17 protein-coding genes are annotated in these 18,248 nt (G+C 76.0%); 12 read left to right on the top strand and 5 right to left on the bottom strand.

Annotated features, from left to right (window positions below; genetic code table 11):
• The first annotated feature begins 130 nt into the window (after positions 1–130).
• The 4 genes from ACWFNE_RS03975 (at position 131) to ACWFNE_RS03960 (ending at position 7,128) form a co-directional block, all read left to right on the top strand.
• Complete coding sequence (locus ACWFNE_RS03975) at positions 131–1,507, top strand: pectate lyase (protein ID WP_452121170.1); 1,377 nt, start codon at positions 131–133, stop codon at positions 1,505–1,507.
• Between the two features lie 283 nt (positions 1,508–1,790).
• Positions 1,791–3,194 carry an MFS transporter gene (locus ACWFNE_RS03970; RefSeq protein WP_452121169.1) on the top strand — a complete coding sequence of 468 codons (1,404 nt, stop codon included), beginning with the start codon at positions 1,791–1,793 and terminating at the stop codon, positions 3,192–3,194.
• Positions 3,194–5,494 carry a molybdopterin oxidoreductase family protein gene (locus tag ACWFNE_RS03965; protein WP_452121168.1) on the top strand — a complete coding sequence of 767 codons (2,301 nt, stop codon included), beginning with the start codon at positions 3,194–3,196 and terminating at the stop codon, positions 5,492–5,494. Before ACWFNE_RS03970 ends, ACWFNE_RS03965 begins: the two co-directional genes overlap by 1 nt.
• Positions 5,491–7,128, top strand: a complete 1,638-nt coding sequence (locus tag ACWFNE_RS03960) for an FAD-dependent oxidoreductase (protein WP_452121167.1) — start codon at positions 5,491–5,493, stop codon at positions 7,126–7,128. The genes ACWFNE_RS03965 and ACWFNE_RS03960 overlap by 4 nt, the downstream gene beginning before the upstream one ends.
• Before the next feature lie 18 nt (positions 7,129–7,146).
• On the opposite strand, the gene ACWFNE_RS03955 is transcribed toward ACWFNE_RS03960, so the two are convergent.
• Complete coding sequence (locus ACWFNE_RS03955) at positions 7,147–7,353, bottom strand: Lsr2 dimerization domain-containing protein (protein ID WP_452121166.1); 207 nt, start codon at positions 7,351–7,353, stop codon at positions 7,147–7,149.
• Between the two features lie 202 nt (positions 7,354–7,555).
• Between ACWFNE_RS03955 and ACWFNE_RS03950 the strand changes: the two genes are divergently transcribed.
• The 7 genes from ACWFNE_RS03950 (at position 7,556) to ACWFNE_RS03920 (ending at position 14,049) form a co-directional block, all read left to right on the top strand.
• Positions 7,556–8,299, top strand: a complete 744-nt coding sequence (locus tag ACWFNE_RS03950) for an ATP-binding protein (RefSeq protein ID WP_452121165.1) — start codon at positions 7,556–7,558, stop codon at positions 8,297–8,299.
• Positions 8,300–8,547: 248 nt separating this feature from the next.
• On the top strand, positions 8,548–10,602 hold the full coding sequence (locus tag ACWFNE_RS03945; RefSeq protein ID WP_452121566.1) for a PhoX family protein: 2,055 nt from the start codon (positions 8,548–8,550) through the stop codon (positions 10,600–10,602).
• Positions 10,603–10,779: 177 nt separating this feature from the next.
• A complete protein-coding gene (locus tag ACWFNE_RS03940) occupies positions 10,780–12,006 on the top strand; it encodes a molybdopterin molybdotransferase MoeA (protein WP_452121164.1) in 1,227 nt (408 codons plus the stop codon).
• On the top strand, positions 12,003–12,476 hold the full coding sequence (gene moaC, locus ACWFNE_RS03935) for a cyclic pyranopterin monophosphate synthase MoaC (RefSeq protein ID WP_452121163.1): 474 nt from the start codon (positions 12,003–12,005) through the stop codon (positions 12,474–12,476). The genes ACWFNE_RS03940 and moaC overlap by 4 nt, the downstream gene beginning before the upstream one ends.
• Entirely contained in the window at positions 12,457–13,515 is a 1,059-nt protein-coding gene (gene mobA, locus ACWFNE_RS03930) for a molybdenum cofactor guanylyltransferase (protein ID WP_452121162.1), read from the top strand. The genes moaC and mobA overlap by 20 nt, the downstream gene beginning before the upstream one ends.
• Positions 13,512–13,811, top strand: coding sequence for a DUF6457 domain-containing protein (locus ACWFNE_RS03925; protein ID WP_452121161.1), 300 nt, complete (start codon positions 13,512–13,514; stop codon positions 13,809–13,811). The genes mobA and ACWFNE_RS03925 overlap by 4 nt, the downstream gene beginning before the upstream one ends.
• A gap of 1 nt (position 13,812) precedes the next feature.
• Positions 13,813–14,049: a MoaD/ThiS family protein gene (locus ACWFNE_RS03920; protein WP_452121160.1), complete on the top strand. Its 237-nt coding sequence runs from the start codon at positions 13,813–13,815 to the stop codon at positions 14,047–14,049.
• Positions 14,050–14,112: 63 nt separating this feature from the next.
• Here ACWFNE_RS03920 and moaA read toward each other — a convergent pair whose 3' ends face one another.
• The 3 genes from moaA to ACWFNE_RS03905 form a co-directional block, all read right to left on the bottom strand.
• Positions 14,113–15,102: a GTP 3',8-cyclase MoaA gene (gene moaA / locus ACWFNE_RS03915; protein WP_452121159.1), complete on the bottom strand. Its 990-nt coding sequence runs from the start codon at positions 15,100–15,102 to the stop codon at positions 14,113–14,115.
• Positions 15,102–15,650: a MogA/MoaB family molybdenum cofactor biosynthesis protein gene (locus ACWFNE_RS03910; protein ID WP_452121158.1), complete on the bottom strand. Its 549-nt coding sequence runs from the start codon at positions 15,648–15,650 to the stop codon at positions 15,102–15,104. Before ACWFNE_RS03910 ends, moaA begins: the two co-directional genes overlap by 1 nt.
• Positions 15,651–15,775: 125 nt before the next feature.
• Entirely contained in the window at positions 15,776–16,201 is a 426-nt protein-coding gene (locus ACWFNE_RS03905) for a molybdenum cofactor biosynthesis protein MoaE (protein ID WP_452121157.1), read from the bottom strand.
• Between the two features lie 86 nt (positions 16,202–16,287).
• Between ACWFNE_RS03905 and ACWFNE_RS03900 the strand changes: the two genes are divergently transcribed.
• Positions 16,288–16,785 (top strand): DsbA family protein, encoded by a 498-nt coding sequence (locus ACWFNE_RS03900; RefSeq protein WP_452121156.1) that lies wholly within the window; start codon positions 16,288–16,290, stop codon positions 16,783–16,785.
• Positions 16,786–16,809: 24 nt separating this feature from the next.
• On the opposite strand, the gene nhaA is transcribed toward ACWFNE_RS03900, so the two are convergent.
• Complete coding sequence (gene nhaA, locus ACWFNE_RS03895) at positions 16,810–18,186, bottom strand: Na+/H+ antiporter NhaA (RefSeq protein ID WP_452121155.1); 1,377 nt, start codon at positions 18,184–18,186, stop codon at positions 16,810–16,812.
• Between the last annotated feature and the right edge of the window lie 62 nt (positions 18,187–18,248).

The raw sequence follows: 18,248 nt of genomic DNA, 5'->3' as shown, positions 1-18,248 counted from the left end.
GGCGCGACGTGGCTACCGTCGGCCGTGCAGCTCGGGGAAGCGCTTCCCGAGCCCGGCGGCCCGGTCGGGTCGCCCCGCACCTCCACGGCAACGCCGCCGAGGAGGAGGCCCACCACGGAAGGCACACGACGTGGATCTCACGAACGACACCCGGTCGCACCCGCGCCCGGTCGACCCCGGGCCCCGACGCCCTCGCCGTCGGGCGCTCGCGGTCACGCTCGCGCTCGCCGTCGGCGCGCTCGGCGCTGTCGTCGGCGCGCAGAGCGCGACCGCCGCACCGCCCACCATCGACACCCAGTCCTGGTACGAGCTCGAGAGCTGGCGCTCCCGGCTCGTGCTCGCCGTCGACGGGGCCTCGACCGCCGACGGCGCCGCCGTCGTGCAGGAGGCCTCGACCGGCGCGGCCAGCCAGCGCGTGCGGTTCCTCGACTCGGGCAGCGGCTACCTCCGCGTCGCGTTCGCGCACTCGGGCAAGGTCCTCACGATCGGCAGCTCGGCGTCCTCGCTCGCGACCCAGTCCACCGACTCGGGCGCCACGAGCCAGCAGTTCTCGGTCGCCGCCGGCTCGTCGGGCCGCATCAAGCTCGTCAACCGGGCCAGCGGGCTCGCGCTGCAGGTCGTGGACAGCTCCAAGTCCGCGGGCGCGCGCTGGAACCAGGCCACCGACACCAACGCGACGAACCAGCAGCTGACGCTGCGCAAGGTCTCCGGCGGCACGCCGGACCCGACGTCGAGCCCCAGCCCGACGGTCACGTCGAGCCCGAGCCCGACCGTCACCTCGAGCCCGACGCCGACGGTGACGTCGAGCCCGACGCCGACCCAGCCCAGCGGCTCGTGGCCGAGCGCCACCTCGACGCAGAAGGTGTCGTCGACCATCCAGGTCTCCGGCACGCTCGACGGCCGGCTCGTCCGCTACTACGGCATCTCCTCGGGCGACCAGGGCGAGAGCCAGCCGCCGATGTTCCAGCTCTCCGACGGCGCGGTGCTCAAGAACGTCATCATCGGCACGGGCGCCGGCGACGGCGTGCACTGCACCGGGACCTGCACGCTCCAGAACGTCTGGTGGGAGGACGTCGGCGAGGACGCCGCGACGCTCAAGGGCAGCAGCACGTCGCAGGTCATGACCGTGACCGGTGGCGGCGCGAAGGGGGCGAGCGACAAGGTCTTCCAGCACAACGGGCCCGGCACGTTCGTCATCACGGGCGGCTTCCAGGTCACCGACTTCGGCAAGCTCTACCGCTCGTGCGGCAACTGCTCCAAGCAGTACGCGCGCACCGTCAAGGTCGACGGCGTCCAGGTCACGACCCCGGGCAAGGCACTCGTCGGGATCAACTCGAACCTGGGCGACAAGGCCACGCTCCGCAACGTCACGATCGTCGGCGACTCGTCGCGCAAGATCTCGATCTGCGACGAGTACAAGGGCGTCACCTCCGGCGAGCCGTCGAAGGTCCGCTCCGGGCCGTCGGCCGCGTGCGGCTACTCCACGTCCGACATCACCTACCGGTGAGGCACGCGCTCACCGTCCCCCGGTGAGCGCGCCCGCACCACCCGACGACGCCCGGTCGCCCGCCCCCTCGCGGACGGCCGGGCGTCGTCGCGCCCGCGACCACGGGTGACACGCGCCACCGCTTCTCTCAGCAGTTCTCACACGGCCCGCTCCAGGGCTGTGCGCGGAGGTTTCCCTCCGTGTCATCGACGCGCGCGCACGAGCGAAACATCGGCTTCCTACCGTCAGGGCGCACGGCCACGGTTCTCCACCGACTCCCGGCCGTCCCCCTCAGGAGGCAGTGATGGCGACACCCACCACCATGACCCCCGCCGGCAGCGTCGCCGGACCCACGGACACCGAGACCGCCCTCGACCCCGCCCTCGCGCCCGCTGCCGCGCCCGGGCACACGCGTCGCGGCCGCTGGATCGACCAGTGGGACCCCGAGGACCCGACGTTCTGGGCGAACGGGGGCCGGCGGGTCGCGCAGCGCAACCTCTACGGCTCGATCTTCGCGGAGTTCCTCGGCTTCGCGGTGTGGGCCGTGTGGAGCATCGTCGTCCCGCAGCTGCCCGCCGCGGGCTTCGCGTTCACGGTCGACCAGATGTTCTGGCTCATCGCCGTCCCGAGCCTCGTCGGCGCGACGCTGCGGATCCCGTACACGTTCGCGGTCCCGCTGTTCGGTGGCCGGAACTGGACCATCGTCTCCGCGCTGCTGCTCCTCCTACCCACGACGGCGATCGCCTGGGCGGTCCAGCGGCCCGAGACGCCGTTCGGGGTCATGCTCGCGATCGCGGCGCTCGCCGGCGTCGGCGGCGGCAACTTCGCGTCGTCGATGGCGAACATCTCGTTCTTCTACCCCGCGAAGGAGAAGGGCAAGGCGCTCGGCCTCAACGCGGCGGGCGGCAACATGGGGACGGCGGCCGTGCAGTTCGCGGTGCCGATCGTCATCGCGATCGGCGCCGGGATCTCGCTCGAGCGCGCCGGGCTCATGTTCATCCCGTTCGTCCTGCTCGCCGCGTTCGTCGCGTGGCGCTTCATGGACAACCTGACGATGGCCAAGGCCGACTACACGTCGTTCGCGAACGCGACCCGCAACCGGCACACGTGGATCATCTCGTTCCTCTACATCGGCACGTTCGGCTCGTTCATCGGGTACGCGGGTGCGTTCCCGACGCTGCTCAAGGGACAGTTCCCCGAGGTCACCGTGTCGATCGCGTTCCTCGGCGCCCTCGTCGGCTCGCTCGCCCGGCCGCTCGGCGGGATCCTCGCGGACCGGCTCGGTGGCGCCCGGGTGACCATCGGCTCCTACCTCGGCATGGGGATCGGCGCGTTCGGCGCGATCATGGCCCTGCGTGAGCACGTCTTCGCGCTCTTCCTCGCCTCGTTCCTGCTGCTCTTCGTCTCCACCGGGCTCGGCAACGGCTCGACCTACCGGATGATCCCCGCGGTCTTCGCTGCCGGGGCCGGCACGGGCGTGAGCCTCGACCGGGCCCGCAAGGCCGCGGCCGGCTGCATCGGCATCGCCGGGGCGATCGGGGCGTTCGGCGGGTTCCTGATCCCGCGGACGTTCGCGATCTCGACCGCGCAGACCGGCAGCCTCGAGGCCGCGCTGTGGGTGTTCATCGGGGTCTACGCGGTCATGTCCGCCGTCACGTGGGCCGTGTACCAGCGCCGCGGTGCGGCGATGGCCGAGGCTCGCATCTGATGGTGGGTTCGCCCGCGGTGGCGGCCCCCCGTGCGTCCGACGACGCGCGGGGGACCGCCACGCACTGCCCCTACTGCGCGCTGCAGTGCGCGATGCGCCTCACCCCGGTCGCCGGCGCCGGCGCGCCCGCCGCCCCGCCCGCGCCCGGGACCGACCCCGCCGCTCCGGTCACCGTCGAGGGGCGCGACTTCCCGACGAACCGCGGCGGGCTGTGCCAGAAGGGCTGGACGAGCGCGAGCGTCCTGCGCACCGGGGACCGGCTCACGACCCCGTGGGTACGCGTGGGCGGGGAGCTGCGCCCCGCGACGTGGGACGACGCGCTCGACCTCGTCGCCGGAACGCTGCGGACCCTCGCCGCGGAGCACGGGCCGCAGTCCGTCGCGGTGTTCGGCGGCGGCGGGCTGACCAACGAGAAGGCGTACGCGCTCGGGAAGTTCGCGCGGACGGTGCTGCGCACCCCGAACATCGACTACAACGGCCGGTTCTGCATGGCGAGCGCCGCAGCGGGCGCCAACCGGACCCTCGGCGTCGACCGCGGCCTGCCGTTCCCGCTCGAGGACGTCGGCGGCGCGCAGGCCGTGCTGCTGCTCGGCTCGAACCTCGCCGAGACCATGCCGCCGTCGCTCCAGCACCTCGCGGGCGTGCGCGCCGCGGGCGGGCTCGTCGTGGTGGACCCGCGCCGGTCCGCGACCGCTGAGCTCACCGTGGACGGGCAGGGCGTGCACGTGCAGCCCGTGCCCGGCACCGACCTGGTCGTGCTGCTCGCGCTCGCGCACGTCGTGCTCGCCGAGGGGCTCGCCGACACGGCCTACCTCGAGCGCCGCACGACCGGGCTCGACGCGCTGCGGCGGTCCGTCGCCGCGTGGTGGCCCGAGCGCGCCGAGCAGGTCAGCGGTGTCCCGGCCACGACGTTGCGGGCCGTCGCCCGGCTGCTCGCGGCCGCGTCGCCGTCCCGCGGGGGAGCGGGCGCGTACGTGCTGACCGGGCGCGGCGTCGAGCAGAGCAGCCAGGGGACCGCGACGGTGACCGCCGCGATCGACCTCGCGCTGCTGCTCGGCCTGCCGGGCCGCACCGGCAGCGGCTACGGCGCGATCACCGGTCAGGGCAACGGCCAGGGCGGGCGCGAGCACGGCCAGAAGGCCGACCAGCTCCCCGGCTACCGGTCCATCGAGGACGACGCCGCGCGCGCGCACGTCGCGGCGGTCTGGGGCGTCGACCCCGCGGACCTGCCGCGCTCGGGGCTGCCCGCGGTCGAGCTCCTGCGCCGCCTCGGGACGGCGGGCGGGCCCCGCGCCCTGCTGGTGCACGGGTCCAACGTCGTCGTGAGCGCGCCCGACGCCGACCGCCTGCGCGAGCGGATCGCCGCGCTCGAGCTGCTCGTGGTGTGCGACGTCGTGCCGTCCGAGACGGCGCTGCTCGCCGACGTGATCCTCCCCGTGACCCAGTGGGCCGAGGAGGAGGGGACCATGACGTCGCTCGAGGGCCGCGTCATCCGGCGGCGCAAGGCCCTCGAGCCGCCGCCCGGCGTGCGCAGCGAGCTCGACGTGCTCGCCGACCTCGCCGCCCGGCTCGGGTCGACCGTGCACTTCGGGACCGACCCCGCCGAGGTCTTCGACGAGCTCGCCCGCGCGAGCGCCGGCGGCCGCGCCGACTACTCGGGGCTCAGCCACGCACGCCTCGACGCCGAGCCGGACCTGTTCTGGCCGTGCCCCGCGACGCCCGCCGGCGAGGCGCCGCACCCCGGCACGAAGCGGCTGTTCACGCGCGACTTCCCGACACCCGACGGGCGTGCGCGCCTGGTCCCCGTCGACCACGTGGGCCCCGCCGACGACCTGCGGCCCGGCGCGCCGCTGTACCTCATCACCGGGCGGGTCCTCGCGCACTACCAGTCGGGTGCCCAGACCCGGCGCGTGCCCGCGCTCGTGCGCACGTCGCCCGGCCCGTACGTCGAGGTGCACCCGCTGCTCGCGGAGCGGCTCGGCGTCGAGGACGGCGCACCGGTGCACCTCGAGACCGCACGCGGCGGGCTCGTCGCGCGCACGCGAGTCAGCGACGCGGTGCGCGCCGACACCGTGTTCATGCCGTTCCACTGGAGCGGCCAGGGCAGCGTCAACCGGCTGACCAACGACGCGACCGACCCGGTCTCGGGGATGCCCGAGTTCAAGGTCTGCGCGGTCCAGGTCACCCGGTGGGACGGGCCGTGGGACGGGTTCGAGCCGGTCGACGCGGGGCTCGAGCCCGTGGCGGCGGGCGTCAGGCACGACGGCGGCGCGCAGGCGCCGGGGACGGCGGGGGCATGAGCAGCGCGGGCACGAGCAGCGGGGGCACGAGCACCGGGGGCACGGCGGGCCGCAGCGGCACGACGCGGGTCGTCGTCGTCGGGCACGGGATGGTCGGGTCGCGGTTCGCGGACGACCTGCACGCGCGCGACGCCGAGCGGCGCTTCCACGTCACGGTGCTCGGCGCCGAGGAGTACGAGCCGTACAACCGGGTCCTGCTCTCCGAGGTCGTCGCGGGCAAGCTCGACGTCGCGTCGCTGAGCCTGCCGCGCAGCGTGCGCGAGAGGACCTCGGTGCTCCCGGGCACGAGCGCCGTCGCGATCGACCGCGCCGAGCGGCTCGTCCTGGACTCGGCCGGGTGCACGTACCCGTACGACGTGGTGGTGCTCGCGACCGGCGCGCGGGCCCGGGTCCCGGCGCTCGCGGGCCTCGGGACGGGGGACGACGACGCGCTCCCGGCGGGCGTGCACGCGCTGCGCACGCTCGACGACGCGCGCGAGATCGTCGCGGCGACCGTCAACGCGCGCACCGCGGTCGTCGTCGGCGCGGGTGTGCTCGGGCTCGAGGTCGCGTGCGGGCTCGCGCACCGGGGCCTCGACGTCACGGTCGTGCACGGCGGGGCGAGCCTCATGGACCGTCAGCTCGACGCCGACGCCGGCGCGGTCGTGACGGGTGAGCTCGGGCGGCTCGGCATCGGGGTGCGCCTCGCGGCCCGCACGCAGGAGGTGCTCGTGCGCGACGGGCGGCTCGAGGGGGTGCGACTCGAGGGCGGCGAGCGGCTCGACGCCGACCTGCTCGTCCTCACCGCGGGCACCGTGCCGGAGGTCGGGCTCGCGCAGCGCGCCGGCCTCGACGTCGCGCGGGGCGTCGTCGTCGGCCCCGACCTCGCGGCGCCGGCCGACCCGCGGGTGTTCGCGATCGGTGACTGCGCCGAGCCCCCCGAGGGCGGCACCGGGCTGATCGCGCAGGGCTGGGACCAGGCGCGGCGGCTCGCGCTGCTGCTCACCGGCCAGCGCGACGAGCCCGCGGACGCCGCCCCCGGCGCCGGCGCGGTCCCGGTGGGCGCCCCGCTGCCGCAGGGCGGGACCGACGTCGTGCGGGTCAAGGCGGTCGGCCTCGACGTCGTGTCGATGGGCGTGAGCGGCACACGACGCGGGAGCGACGCCGGGCACCGCTCGGTGCGGCTGACCGACCCCGTGGGCGGGCGGCACGTCGAGGTCGTCGTCGCGGACGGCCGGGTCGTCGGCGCCACGTGCGTCGGCGCGGGCCAGGTCGCCGCGGACCTCGTCGCGGCCTACACGAGGGCGACGCCCGCGCCGTCGGACCCTGCGCAGCTGCTCCTGCGGCCCGTGGGCGGCGCCCCCGAGCCCGCCGCGTCGCCGACGCTCATGCCCGACCGCACCACGGTGTGCCGGTGCAACGGCGTGACGAAGGGCGAGATCGTGGCGTGCTGGCGCCACGGCGCCGACACCGTCGAGGACGTCGCGCGGGAGACCCGCGCGACGACCGGGTGCGGCGGGTGCAAGGACGTGGTGTGCGGCCTGCTGGACTGGCTCGGGACGACCGACCCCGACCGGGCCCGGGCGCGCGAGCCACGCCGGGCGGTCGGTGACGTCGTCGTCGAGGTCGAGGAGCCGGCTCGGGCCGGGGGGTGATCCGCCCCCGCCGCTCCGTCAGTCGGTCAGCGCTCGCTGCCGCCGCGGGGCCGCCGTCTTGCGGGCCGCGGTGATGTACGGCTCGAGCGCACGCAGGAGCTCGTCGCGGTGCGCGTCGGTCAGGTCGATCTCGTACCGGGTGTCGCCCCACGCGAAGCGGTAGGTCCGGGCGCCGTCGGAGCCGTCGAGGTCGTCGGTCACGAGGACGCGGGTCTGGGTGGCCATCTCCGGATCATCCCGCACCCCGGGCGTGCCGTGTGACGTGTGCGGAGCCCGGTGCGAGCCGCGCCCCGGCCCGGCGCGGGTGGCTTCCTGAACGTGCGTCCAGAGATCCTCATGCGGTCCGCCGTCCCGCCGATGGATGAAGTGTCAAGCAAAGTGACGGCACCGGGCGGGCGCTCGCGCCGTGGAGAGGTTCGGGGGAGCCATGCTCGAAGCGCCGGAAGACCTGCACGCACCGACCCGCACCGGCGTCCTTCCCGTGGCGTACCGCCACCGGGGGCGCGCGGGTCGCGGTGCGTCCCTCGCCGCACCCGCAGGTCCGGCAGCCGCCGCCGCACCGGGAACCACCGCGCGGGCTGCCGCCGAGCCGCGTGCCGCCGAGCCGCGTGCCGCCGCGCCGGCTGCCACCGCACGAGCCGCCGCCGCGTCGGCAGCCGTCGAGCCGGCAGCGACCGCGCCGACCGCGCCGACCGAGCCGCAGGACCGGTCGCACACGACCGCGGCCCCGGCGCAGCCCGCGCCGCAGCCCGGCCCGAGCGGCTACGGGCTCGACCTCGGGGCAGCGGCCGGTCCGTGGCTCGTGACGCACGTGCGCCGCCGCGTCGCCAACGTCGCCCTCGGCCACGGGGCGTCGCCCGACGAGAGCCTGGTCGTCGAGCTCTTGGCCAGCGAGGTCGTCACCAACGCCGTCGTGCACGGACCCGACCACGGGCACGTCGGGGTACGCACCGCCTACCGAGACGGCGCGTTCAGCGTGGCGGTCACGGACCGGGGTGCCGGGCTGCCGGTCCTGCGCGACCCGCACCCGACCGAGCTGTCGGGCCGCGGCCTGCACGTCGTCGCCAACCTCGCCTCCGCGTGGGGCGTCGAGCTCACGGCCGCGGGGAAGACGGTGTGGTTCACCGTGGAGCTCGCGCGCGGCGTGGAGCGGGAGTCGCGGCACGGCTGACGCCCAGCCGGGGCACGGCGCGGCTGGGCGGCGGGCGCGGCCGGCGCACGAAGAGGTGCAGGCGATGCGCGCGACGGTCCCGTCCCGCGCACCGGGGAACGTTCACCCGCGCGTCACCGCCGGGTCGCCGCACGGTCGGACGGGGTGCCTAGCGTCCGGGACGCCCCTCGCCGTCCCCTGGGCGGCGCTCTCATCTCCCCGGAGGCACCCCCGTGACCCTCGCGCCCGAGTCCCGCTCGCTGCTGCCCATGGCCGGGCACGTCCGCGGCAAGCGCAGCGCCGTGACCTGCCACCTCAAGTGCGGGGACGCGTGCGCGCAGCCCGTCCCGAACACGAGCGACAACGCGTACTTCCGGGACGTCGCGAGCGCGGCGCTGAGCCGCCGCTCCGTCCTCGGTGGCCTCGGCGCCGGGGCCCTCGCCCTCGTCGTCGGCCCGACGCTCGGCGCGCAGCCCGCGGCCGCGCACGGCAAGGGGCACGGCGCGACGAAGGGCCTCGCGTTCGGGCCGATCGCGCCGGTGCCCGCGGCGGTCGACGCGTTCACGGTGCCCGACGGCTACCGCTGGGCGCCCGTGATCCGCTGGGGCGACCCGATCCTGCGCCACGCGCCGGCGTTCGACCGCGACGCGCAGACCGCCGAGGCGCAGGCCGGCCAGTTCGGCTACAACAACGACTACGTCGACATCCTCCCGATGCTGCCGACCGGGCGGGACGGCAGCCGCGGCGACAAGGGCGCGCTGCTCGTCGCGAACCACGAGTACACCAACGAGAACCTCATGTTCCCGCCGTCGACGGACCCGGCCGTCCTTGCCGAGCGCAAGCGCATCGCGATGAACGCGCACGGCATGAGCGTCGTCGAGCTGCGCCGCTCGGGCCCGGGCAAGCCGTGGGAGCACCTCCGGATCGGCGGCTACAACCGGCGGATCACCGCCTCGACGCCGTTCGCGGTCACCGGCCCCGCGGCCGGCTCGGAGCTGCTCCGCACGGTCGACGACCCCGAGGGCCGCACGGTGCTCGGCACGCTCAACAACTGCGCGGGCGGCACGACGCCGTGGGGCACGGTGCTGTCGGGCGAGGAGAACGTCAACCAGTACTTCCGCACGGCCGGGACGTCGCCCCGCGACACCCGCTACGGCCTCGCGGACAAGGCGACGACGCGCGGCTGGGAGGAGATCGAGCCCCGGTTCGACGCCCGCAACCCGGGCTACGAGAACGAGCCGCACCGGTTCGGCTGGGTCGTCGAGGTCGACCCGCACGACCCGGGGTCGGTGCCGGTCAAGCACACCGCGCTCGGCCGGTTCAAGCACGAGGGCGCCAACGTGATCCTCGCGCCGTCGGGCCAGGTCGTCGCGTACATGGGCGACGACGAGCGCTTCGACTACCTGTACAAGTTCGTCTCGCGCGACACGATGCGCACGGGCTCGAAGCGGGCCGACCGCGAGCACAACAAGACGCTCCTCTCGGCGGGCTCGCTGTACGTCGCCCGGTTCGCGGGCGACTCCCCGGCCGCCGAGATCACGGGCACGGGCGCGCTGCCCGCCGACGGCGAGTTCGACGGCACCGGCGAGTGGATCCCGCTCGTCGTCGACGGCGTGAGCCACGTCCCGGGGTTCACGACCGAGGAGGTGCTCGTCTTCACGCGGCTCGCGGCCGACACCGTGGGCGCGACCAAGATGGACCGCCCCGAGGACGTCGAGCCGAACCCGCACACAGGCCGCGTCTACGTCGCGTGCACCAACAACACCGACCGCGGCAAGGCCGGCAAGGAGGGCGCGACCGAGCCGAACCCCCGCGTCGCGAACCGGGACGGGCACGTCGTCGAGCTCACCGAGGACGGCGACGACCCGACGGCCTCGACGTTCCGGTGGACGCTGCTGCTCGTGTGCGGCGACCCGGCGGCGGGGACCTCGACGTACTTCGCGGGCTTCCCGGCCGAGCAGGTCTCGCCCATATCGTGCCCCGACAACCTCGCGTTCGACGCGGCCGGCAACCTGTGGATCTCCACGGACGGCCAGCCCGGGACCATCGGCTACGGCGACGGGCTGTTCAAGGTCCCGCTCGACGGGACCGAGCGCGGCCACGTCCAGCAGTTCCTCTCCGTGCCGGCGGGCGCCGAGACGTGCGGGCCGGTGATCCGCTCGGAGGAGTCCATGGTGTTCGTCGCCGTGCAGCACCCGGGCGAGGACGGGTCGTTCGACGCGCCGCAGTCGAGCTTCCCCGACTACGTGGCGCCCGGCCGCCGGCCGAAGCGGGGCGAGGCGCGGGGTCCGCGGCCGAGCGTCGTGCAGGTCTGGAAGGCCTGACCGAGCGGTCCGGGCACGCGGCACGACGCACGTCCGGGGGGCCGCCGCGGCCGCTGTGACCTGGCCGTGACCGCACCGAGACGCAACCGGGACGCCCGCACCGACGTCGGTGCGGGCGTTCGGTGCACCACGGTCCCCCCGGCCGCTAGCGTGGTTCCCCCGACCCCAGGAGGTCCCATGACTCGCACGGTCGACCAGCACCGGGACGCCGTCCTCGGGCTCGTGGTCCCCACGGCCGCCCACACCGTCGCGCTCGAGGACGGTGCCGGGCTCGTGCTCGCGGAGGACGTGACCGCGCACGAGGCGCTGCCGCGCTTCGACAACTCGGCGATGGACGGGTACGCGGTCCGCGCGGGCGACGTCGCCGGTGCGACGCCCGGCACGCCGGTGCACCTGCGGGTCGTCGGCGACCTGGCGGCGGGCAGCGACGCCCAGCCGGTCGTCGGCGCCGGCGAGGCGGCGCGCATCATGACCGGCGCGCCGCTGCCCCCGGGCGCCGACGCGATCGTGCCGGTCGAGGTCACCGACGCCGGGATCGTCGAGGTCGAGGTGAGGGAGCCGTCTCCCGTGGGTCGCCACGTGCGCCGGGTCGGGGAGGACGTCAGCGCCGGGGACGTGGTGCTCCGTGCGGGCTCCGAGCTCACGCCGTACCGGCTCGCCGCCGTCGCGTCGGTCGGGCGCGCCGAGGTCGTCGTGCACCGCCGCCCGGTCGTCGTCGTGCTCGCGACCGGCTCCGAGCTCGTGACACCGGGCGTCGCACCGCGCCGCGGGCAGATCCCCGACTCCAACTCCTACCTGCTGGCGGCCGCCGCGGCCGCCGCCGGTGCGCGCGTGCAGCGCCTCGGCGTGGTGCCCGACGACCCGGACCTGCTCGCCGAGGCGCTCGGGGCGCAGTACCCGGCCGCGGACCTCGTCGTGACGTCCGGTGGCGTGAGCGTCGGGGCGTACGACGTCGTCAAGGAGGTCCTCGCGCCGCTGCCGGGGATGTCGTTCGTGAGCGTCGCGATGCAGCCCGGCAAGCCGCAGGGGTTCGGCCTCCTGCCCGACGGGACCCCCGTCGTGTCGCTGCCCGGCAACCCCGTGAGCGCGTTCGTGTCGTTCGAGGCGTTCGTGCGCCCGGCCATCCTGCGGCTGCGCGGCCTGTCCGGCGCCGCGCTCGAGCGCCCCCGGCTCCGGGCGCGCGTCGCGCAGGGCTGGCGCTCGCCCGCGGGCCGCGAGCAGCACATCCCGGTGACGATCGTCGAGGACGACGGCGAGGTCCTCGTGCGCCCCGCCGCCGCGCGGGGCTCCGGCTCGCACCTCGTCGCGAGCCTCGCGGCCGCCGACGGCCTCGCCGTGGTGCCCGCGCACGTCGAGGACGTCGGCGCGGGCGACCACGTGACCGTCGTGCGGATCGCGTCGTGAGCGGCCCGTTCACGCACCTGGACGCCGCGGGCCACGCCCGCATGGTCGACGTCACCACGAAGCAGCCGACCGTGCGCTCCGCGACCGCCGAGGGCTACGTCCGTGCACCGCGGCACGTCATGGACGTCCTGCACGCCGGCGACGTGCCCAAGGGCGACGTCCTCGCGGTCGCGCGCATCGCCGGGATCTCGGCGGCGAAGCGCACCGCCGAGCTGCTGCCGCTCGCGCACGTCATCGGGGTGCACGGCGTGGTCGTCGACGTCGAGCCGGACGCCGACGGGGTGCGGGTCACGGCGACCGTCCGCACCGCCGACCGCACCGGCGTCGAGATGGAGGCGCTCACCGCGGTGTCGGTCGCGGCGCTCGCCGTCGTCGACATGCTCAAGGGCCTCGACAAGGCCGTCGAGATCGAGCACGTGCGGCTCGTCGCGAAGTCGGGCGGGAAGTCCGGTGACTGGGTCCGGTCCTGAGCGCCCGCCCTCCGCGGGCGGGGTTCCCGGAGCGGGCGCCCGTGGGCCGCTGACCTACGACGCGCTCGTGCTCGCGGGCGGGCGTGCCCGGCGGCTCGGCGGCGTCTCGAAGCCCGACGTGCTCGTCGCCGGGCGGCGGCTGCTCGCGCACGTGCTCGACGCCGCCGCGGCCGGACCGGGTGGTGGCGCTCGGCGCACCGTGGTGGTGGCGCCGGGCTCGGTGGCCGTGCCGGGCGACGTGCTGCGGACCCTCGAGGACCCGCCCGACGGCGGCCCCGTCGCCGGGATCGCCGCGGGGCTCGCGGCGCTGGGACGGGCGGAGGGCGATGCCGGGCCGGGCGGCGCCGGGCCGGGCGATGCCGGGCCGGGCGATGCCGGGCCGGGCGGCGCAGGGCCGGGCGATGCGGTGCCGGGCGATGCCGTGCCTGACGATGCCGTGCCGGGCGATGCCGTGCCTGACGATGCCCGGCCGGACGAAGGGCCAGCGACGTGGGTGCTCGTGCTCGCGTGCGACGTCCCGCGCGCCGCCGGGGCCGTCCCGCACCTCGTCGCGGCGTGCTCGGCGCCCGGGGCGACGTCCGGCGCGCTGCTCGTCGACGCGGACGGACGCGACCAGCCGCTCGTCGGGCTCTACCGGCGCGCGGACCTCGACCGGGCCCTGGCCGTGCTGGCCGCTGCACGGGACGGCGGCACGGTGCGCGGCGCGTCGGTCCGCGCGCTGCTGGCGCCGCTGACCCTCGCCCGCGTGCCCGACGACGCGTCCGCCGCGGCCGACGTCGACACGTGGGACGACGTGCGCGCCTTCGACGGCGTCATCTCCCTCGGACCGGACGGCGTCGCCGCACCGGGCAAGGTCGTCGCCGCACCGGGCGTGGACCTCGTCGCACGACCGGGCACCCGTGCGACCGCGCCGTGGTGCGACGATGGCGACGGCCCGCCCGACCCGGCCGCCCGGCCCGACGACCGACCTGGCGGCCGACCGCCCGCACGACCCGCACCACCCGCGACCCGCAGCACCCGACCCCCGGAGGAACCATGACCCCGTCCGACGACACCGGAGTGACCGCCCCCGCGACCCCGCTCGACTCGTGGGTCCGTGCGCTGGCCGCGGAGCTCGGCGTCGACCCCGGGGTCGTCGACGTCGCGGCTCTCCTCGACGTCGCCCGGGACGCGGCCCACGGCGTCGCCCGCCCGGCCACGCCGCTCACGACGTTCCTGCTCGGCTACGCCGTGGCGACCGGGACCGTCGGTCTCGACGAGGGGATGCGTCGCACGAGCGACCTCGCCGCCGGCTGGCAGCAGCGCGGCGGGATCCTCGGCGGCACGGAGGCCTGACGTGCCGCTCGTGCGCTACTTCGCCGGCGCCGCCGAGGCGGCCGGGACCGAGTCCGAGGAGCTCGCCGGGACCACCGTCGGCGAGCTGCGCACGCGCATGCTGGCCGCGCACGGCGACGCGCTCGCGCAGGTGCTGGGCCGGTGCTCCGTCCTCGTCGACGGCGTGCGCTCGGACGACGACGCAGTCGTGCACGGCAGCGACGTCGTCGACGTGCTGCCCCCGTTCGCGGGCGGCTGACGAGCCGTGCGACGGCTCGCGCTCGGCACTCGCGCGACGGCCTGACGCGCGGAGTACCGCGCGTCAGCCGCCGATCGCGCTCATCGGCCGGTCCGGCTGCAGGAACGTCGGGTCGTCGATCCCGTGCCCCGGCTGCTTGCCGGCGAGGCACGTGCGGATCGCCGCCTCGAGGTCGGCGTCCGTGCCGCCCTCGCGCAGGAGCGTCCGGAGATCCGTCTCGGTGCGCGCGAACAGGCACGAGCGGAGCTGGCCGTCGGCGGTGAGGCGGACCCGGTCGCACGCCCCGCAGAACGGTGCGGAGACGGAGCGGATGACGCCGACCGTCGAGGGCCCGCCGTCGACGAGCCACCGCTCGGCGGGTGCCGAGCCTCGTCCGGGAAGCTCGGTCAGCGTGAACGCCTCGGCGAGGCGCTCGAGGATCTCGGTGCCGGTGACCATCGTGCGGCGCGCCCAGGTGTGCCCGGCGTCGAGCGGCATCTGCTCGATGAACCGCATCTCGTACCCGCGGTCGACGGCGTAGCGCACGAGGTCGACGAGCTCGTCGTCGTTGACCCCGCGCATCGCGACCGCGTTGAGCTTGATCGGCCGGAACCCGGCGGCGTCGGCGGCGGCGATCCCCGCGAGCGTGTCCGTGAGCCGGTCGCGGCGCGTGAGGTCGCGGAACCGCTCGCGCTGCAGCGTGTCGATCGAGATGTTGACGCGCGCCAGCCCGGCGTCGGCGAGCGGGGCGGCGAGCGCGGGCAGGCGCAGCGCGTTGGTGGTGAGCGAGATCTCGGGCGGGCCCTCGGGGCCGTCGAGCGCCGCCATGGCCGCGACGACGTCGACCACGTCGGGCCGCAGCAGGGGCTCGCCGCCCGTGAGCCGGATCTCGGTGACGCCGTGCGCCACCGCGACGGACGCGATCCGGACGAGCTCGGCGGTGGTCAGCAGCGTCGAGCCCGGCAGCCAGGGGACGCCCTCGGCGGGCATGCAGTACGTGCAGCGCAGCGAGCAGCGGTCGGTCAGGGAGATCCGCAGGTCGCGGTGCACGCGGCCGAACCGGTCGACCAGCATCAGTGGTCGACCCCGTCGAGCTGGTCGAGCAGGTGGGGGAGCAGCGGCAGCAGCACGCGCAGGCCCTGGCGGACGCCGTCCGGGGAGCCGGGGAGGTTGACGACCACGGAGCCCGTCGCACTGACGCCGGCGAGCCCGCGGGACAGGACCGCGGTCGGGACGGTCTCGGCGGCGTCGCGCCGGATCGCCTCCGCGAGGCCCGGCAGCTCGCGCACGATCGCGCTGCGCGTGCCCTCGGGCGTCTGGTCGCGCGGCCCGACCCCGGTGCCGCCGCTCGTGATCACGAGTCGCGCCCCGGAGGACAGGGCCTGGTGGATCGCGGCCTGTACGCTGCGGCGCCCGTCGGGCACGACGACCGGCTGCTCCGCGGCGATGCCGGCGTCGCGCAGGAGCTCGACGGCGAGCGGGCCGGACCGGTCCGGGCGCTCCCCGCGCGCCGAGCGGTCCGACGCCACGACCACCACGGCGGGCAGCCCGACGAGCGTCGCGCCCGGGTCGCGCAGCGTTCCCGGGTCGTGGGTCGGGTGGACGCCGGTGGGCAGGTGCATACGCCCACCGTACCGACGGTGCGGGCGGATCCGGCATCTCGGACGGTCCCCGGGCCGGTCCCTCGCGGCCACGGGGCTCCCCGCGGTGGCTCTCCCCGTCCGCGCCGGGCACGGGCGGCCGGACGTCAGGTCAGGCCCACCCAGGTGTGCGAGCCGTCGGCCTCGAGCTGCTTCTTCCAGAGGGGCACCTCGGCCTTGACGCGCTCGACGAGCGTGCGGCACACGTCGAACGCGTGCGCCCGGTGCGCGGTCGCGACGCACGCGACGATCGCGACGTCCCCGACACCGAGGGTCCCGGTGCGGTGGCTCACCGTGAGCCCGAGCACATCGGGGTCGTCGGCCAGCTCGGCGGCGATCGCCGTCAGCACCCGCTCGGCGTCCGGGTGCGCGGAGTACTCCAGCGCGGTGACCTCACCCGTCGCGCCCGGGTCGTGGTCCCGCACGAGCCCGACGAACGACGCGACCGCACCCGCGCGCGGGCCGGAGACGTCGGCGACGTGACGCGCGAGGTCGAGGGGGGCGTCGTCGAGGCGTGCGCGGACCGTCGTCACGGCGTCAGCGTACGGCGGGGGCGCGACCGCTCGCGCCGGGCGCCGTGTGCCCGGAGGGGCCGACGGGTGCCTGGCATGCTGTCGCCATGTCGGACGACGCGAGGCACGTGCTCGGCTCCCTCGACGCCCCGGTCACGGTCGTGGAGTACGGCGACCTCGAGTGCCCCTACTGCCGGGACGCCGCCCCGGTGCTGCGTGAGCTCGTCGCGGGGTCGGGCGGCCGGGTACGCCTGGTCTGGCGGCACTTCCCGCTGTTCGAGGTGCACCCGCACGCGCTGACGGCGGCGCTCGCGGCGGAGGCCGCCGCGGCGCACGGGCTGTTCTGGCCGATGCAGGAGCTGCTGTTCTCCCGGCAGGGCCGGCTGACCGACGCGGACCTGCGCGCGTACGCCGCCGAGCTCGGCATCGACCCCGACGAGGTCGCCGGCGACCGGGCGCAGGTGCACGCCGACGCCGTCGAGGGCGACTACGTCGGGGGCGTCGCGGCCGGGGTGCGGGGCACCCCGACGCTGCTCGTCGACGGTGTCCGCTACCGCGGGCCGATCGAGGTCGGCGCGCTGCGGGTTGCGCTCGGCGTCGCGTGAGCCCCGCCCGGCACCGCGCTGGGCTCAGCCTGCGGGCGCCACCCAGGGCCGCGGCGGGAGCGTCGGCGGCGGCCCGTCGGAGGTCGGCGAGCACAGCGGCAGGCGCTCCCCGAGGTAGCGCAGCAGCAGCGTCCCGAGCACGGCGGCCACGAGCGAGCCCACGAGGATGCCGATCTTCGCCTGCTCGACGAGGTGCTCCTCGTCGAACGCGAGCTCCGCGATGAACAGCGAGATCGTGAACCCGATCCCGGCGAGCACCGAGCCGCCGAGCAGGTGCCCGAACCGCACGCGCCCCGGCAGCACGCCCATGCCCGCCCGGATCGCGAGCGACGCCGCGCCGAAGATCCCGATCGCGTTGCCCGCGACGAGCGCGACCGCGACGCCGATGGTCACGGGCGACGACGCCGCCGTGCGCAGCGTCTCCGCGTCGAGCCGCACGCCCGCGTTCGCGAGCCCGAAGACGGGCACCACGACGAACGCGCTCCACGGGTGCAGCAGCCGCTGGAGCCGGTCCGCCGCGGGGACGGCGGCGCGTGCGGCGAGCTCGGTGAGGTGCTCGCGCTCGGCGGTGGTCTCCCGGGCGAGGTGCTGGGCGTACCGCTCGACGTCGTCGACGTCCTCGCGGCGCGACGGCCGGGACGGCAGCAGGAGCCCGACGAGCACGCCCGCGAGCGTCGCGTGCACCCCCGACGCCTGCACCGCGAACCACAGCGCGAGCGCGGCGACGACGTACGGGGTGAGCCGCCAGACGCCGAGCCAGCGCATGACGAGCACCGCGACCACGACGAGCCCAGCCAGCCCGAGCGGCACGAGCGCGACGCCGTCGGTGTAGAAGACCGCCATCACCGTGATCGCGCCGATGTCGTCGACGATCGCGAGCGTGAGCAGGAACAGCCGCAACCGGTCCGGGCACGCGGGCCCGAACAGGGCCAGGATGCCGACGAGGAACGCGGTGTCCGTCGACATGACGACACCCCACCCGTGCGCCGCCTCGCTGCCGCCGTTGAACGCCAGGTAGATCAGCGCGGGGACCGCGAGACCGCCGAGCGCGCCGAGCGCCGGTACGGCCACCGTGCGCCGGTCGCGCAGCTCCCCGCTCGTGACCTCGCGGTTGATCTCGAGCCCGACGACGGCGAAGAAGACGGCCATCGCCGCGTCGTTGACCCAGTGGTGCAGGTCGAGCGTGAGCCCGACGCTGCCGACGTGGAAGCCGGCCTCGGTCGACCACAGCGCCTCGTACGCGGGCGCCCACGGCGAGTTCGCCCAGACGAGCGCGAGGACCGTCGCCGCGAGCAGGAAGGCCGCGCTCCCGGCCTCCGTGGCGAGGAAGCGCAGCACCGCGGGGGACGTGGCGGGGAACCGCACGCGCAGCGTGGGACCGGGCGAGGGGAGCACGGCCATGGGACCTCCGGAGGGTGGGACGGCGCCCAACGTGCCAGCCTGCCGGGCGTCGGCGCAACGCG

The sequence above is a fragment of the Cellulomonas sp. NPDC055163 genome (assembly GCF_053607065.1).
This window is presented reverse-complemented; position numbering and strand designations above follow the sequence as displayed.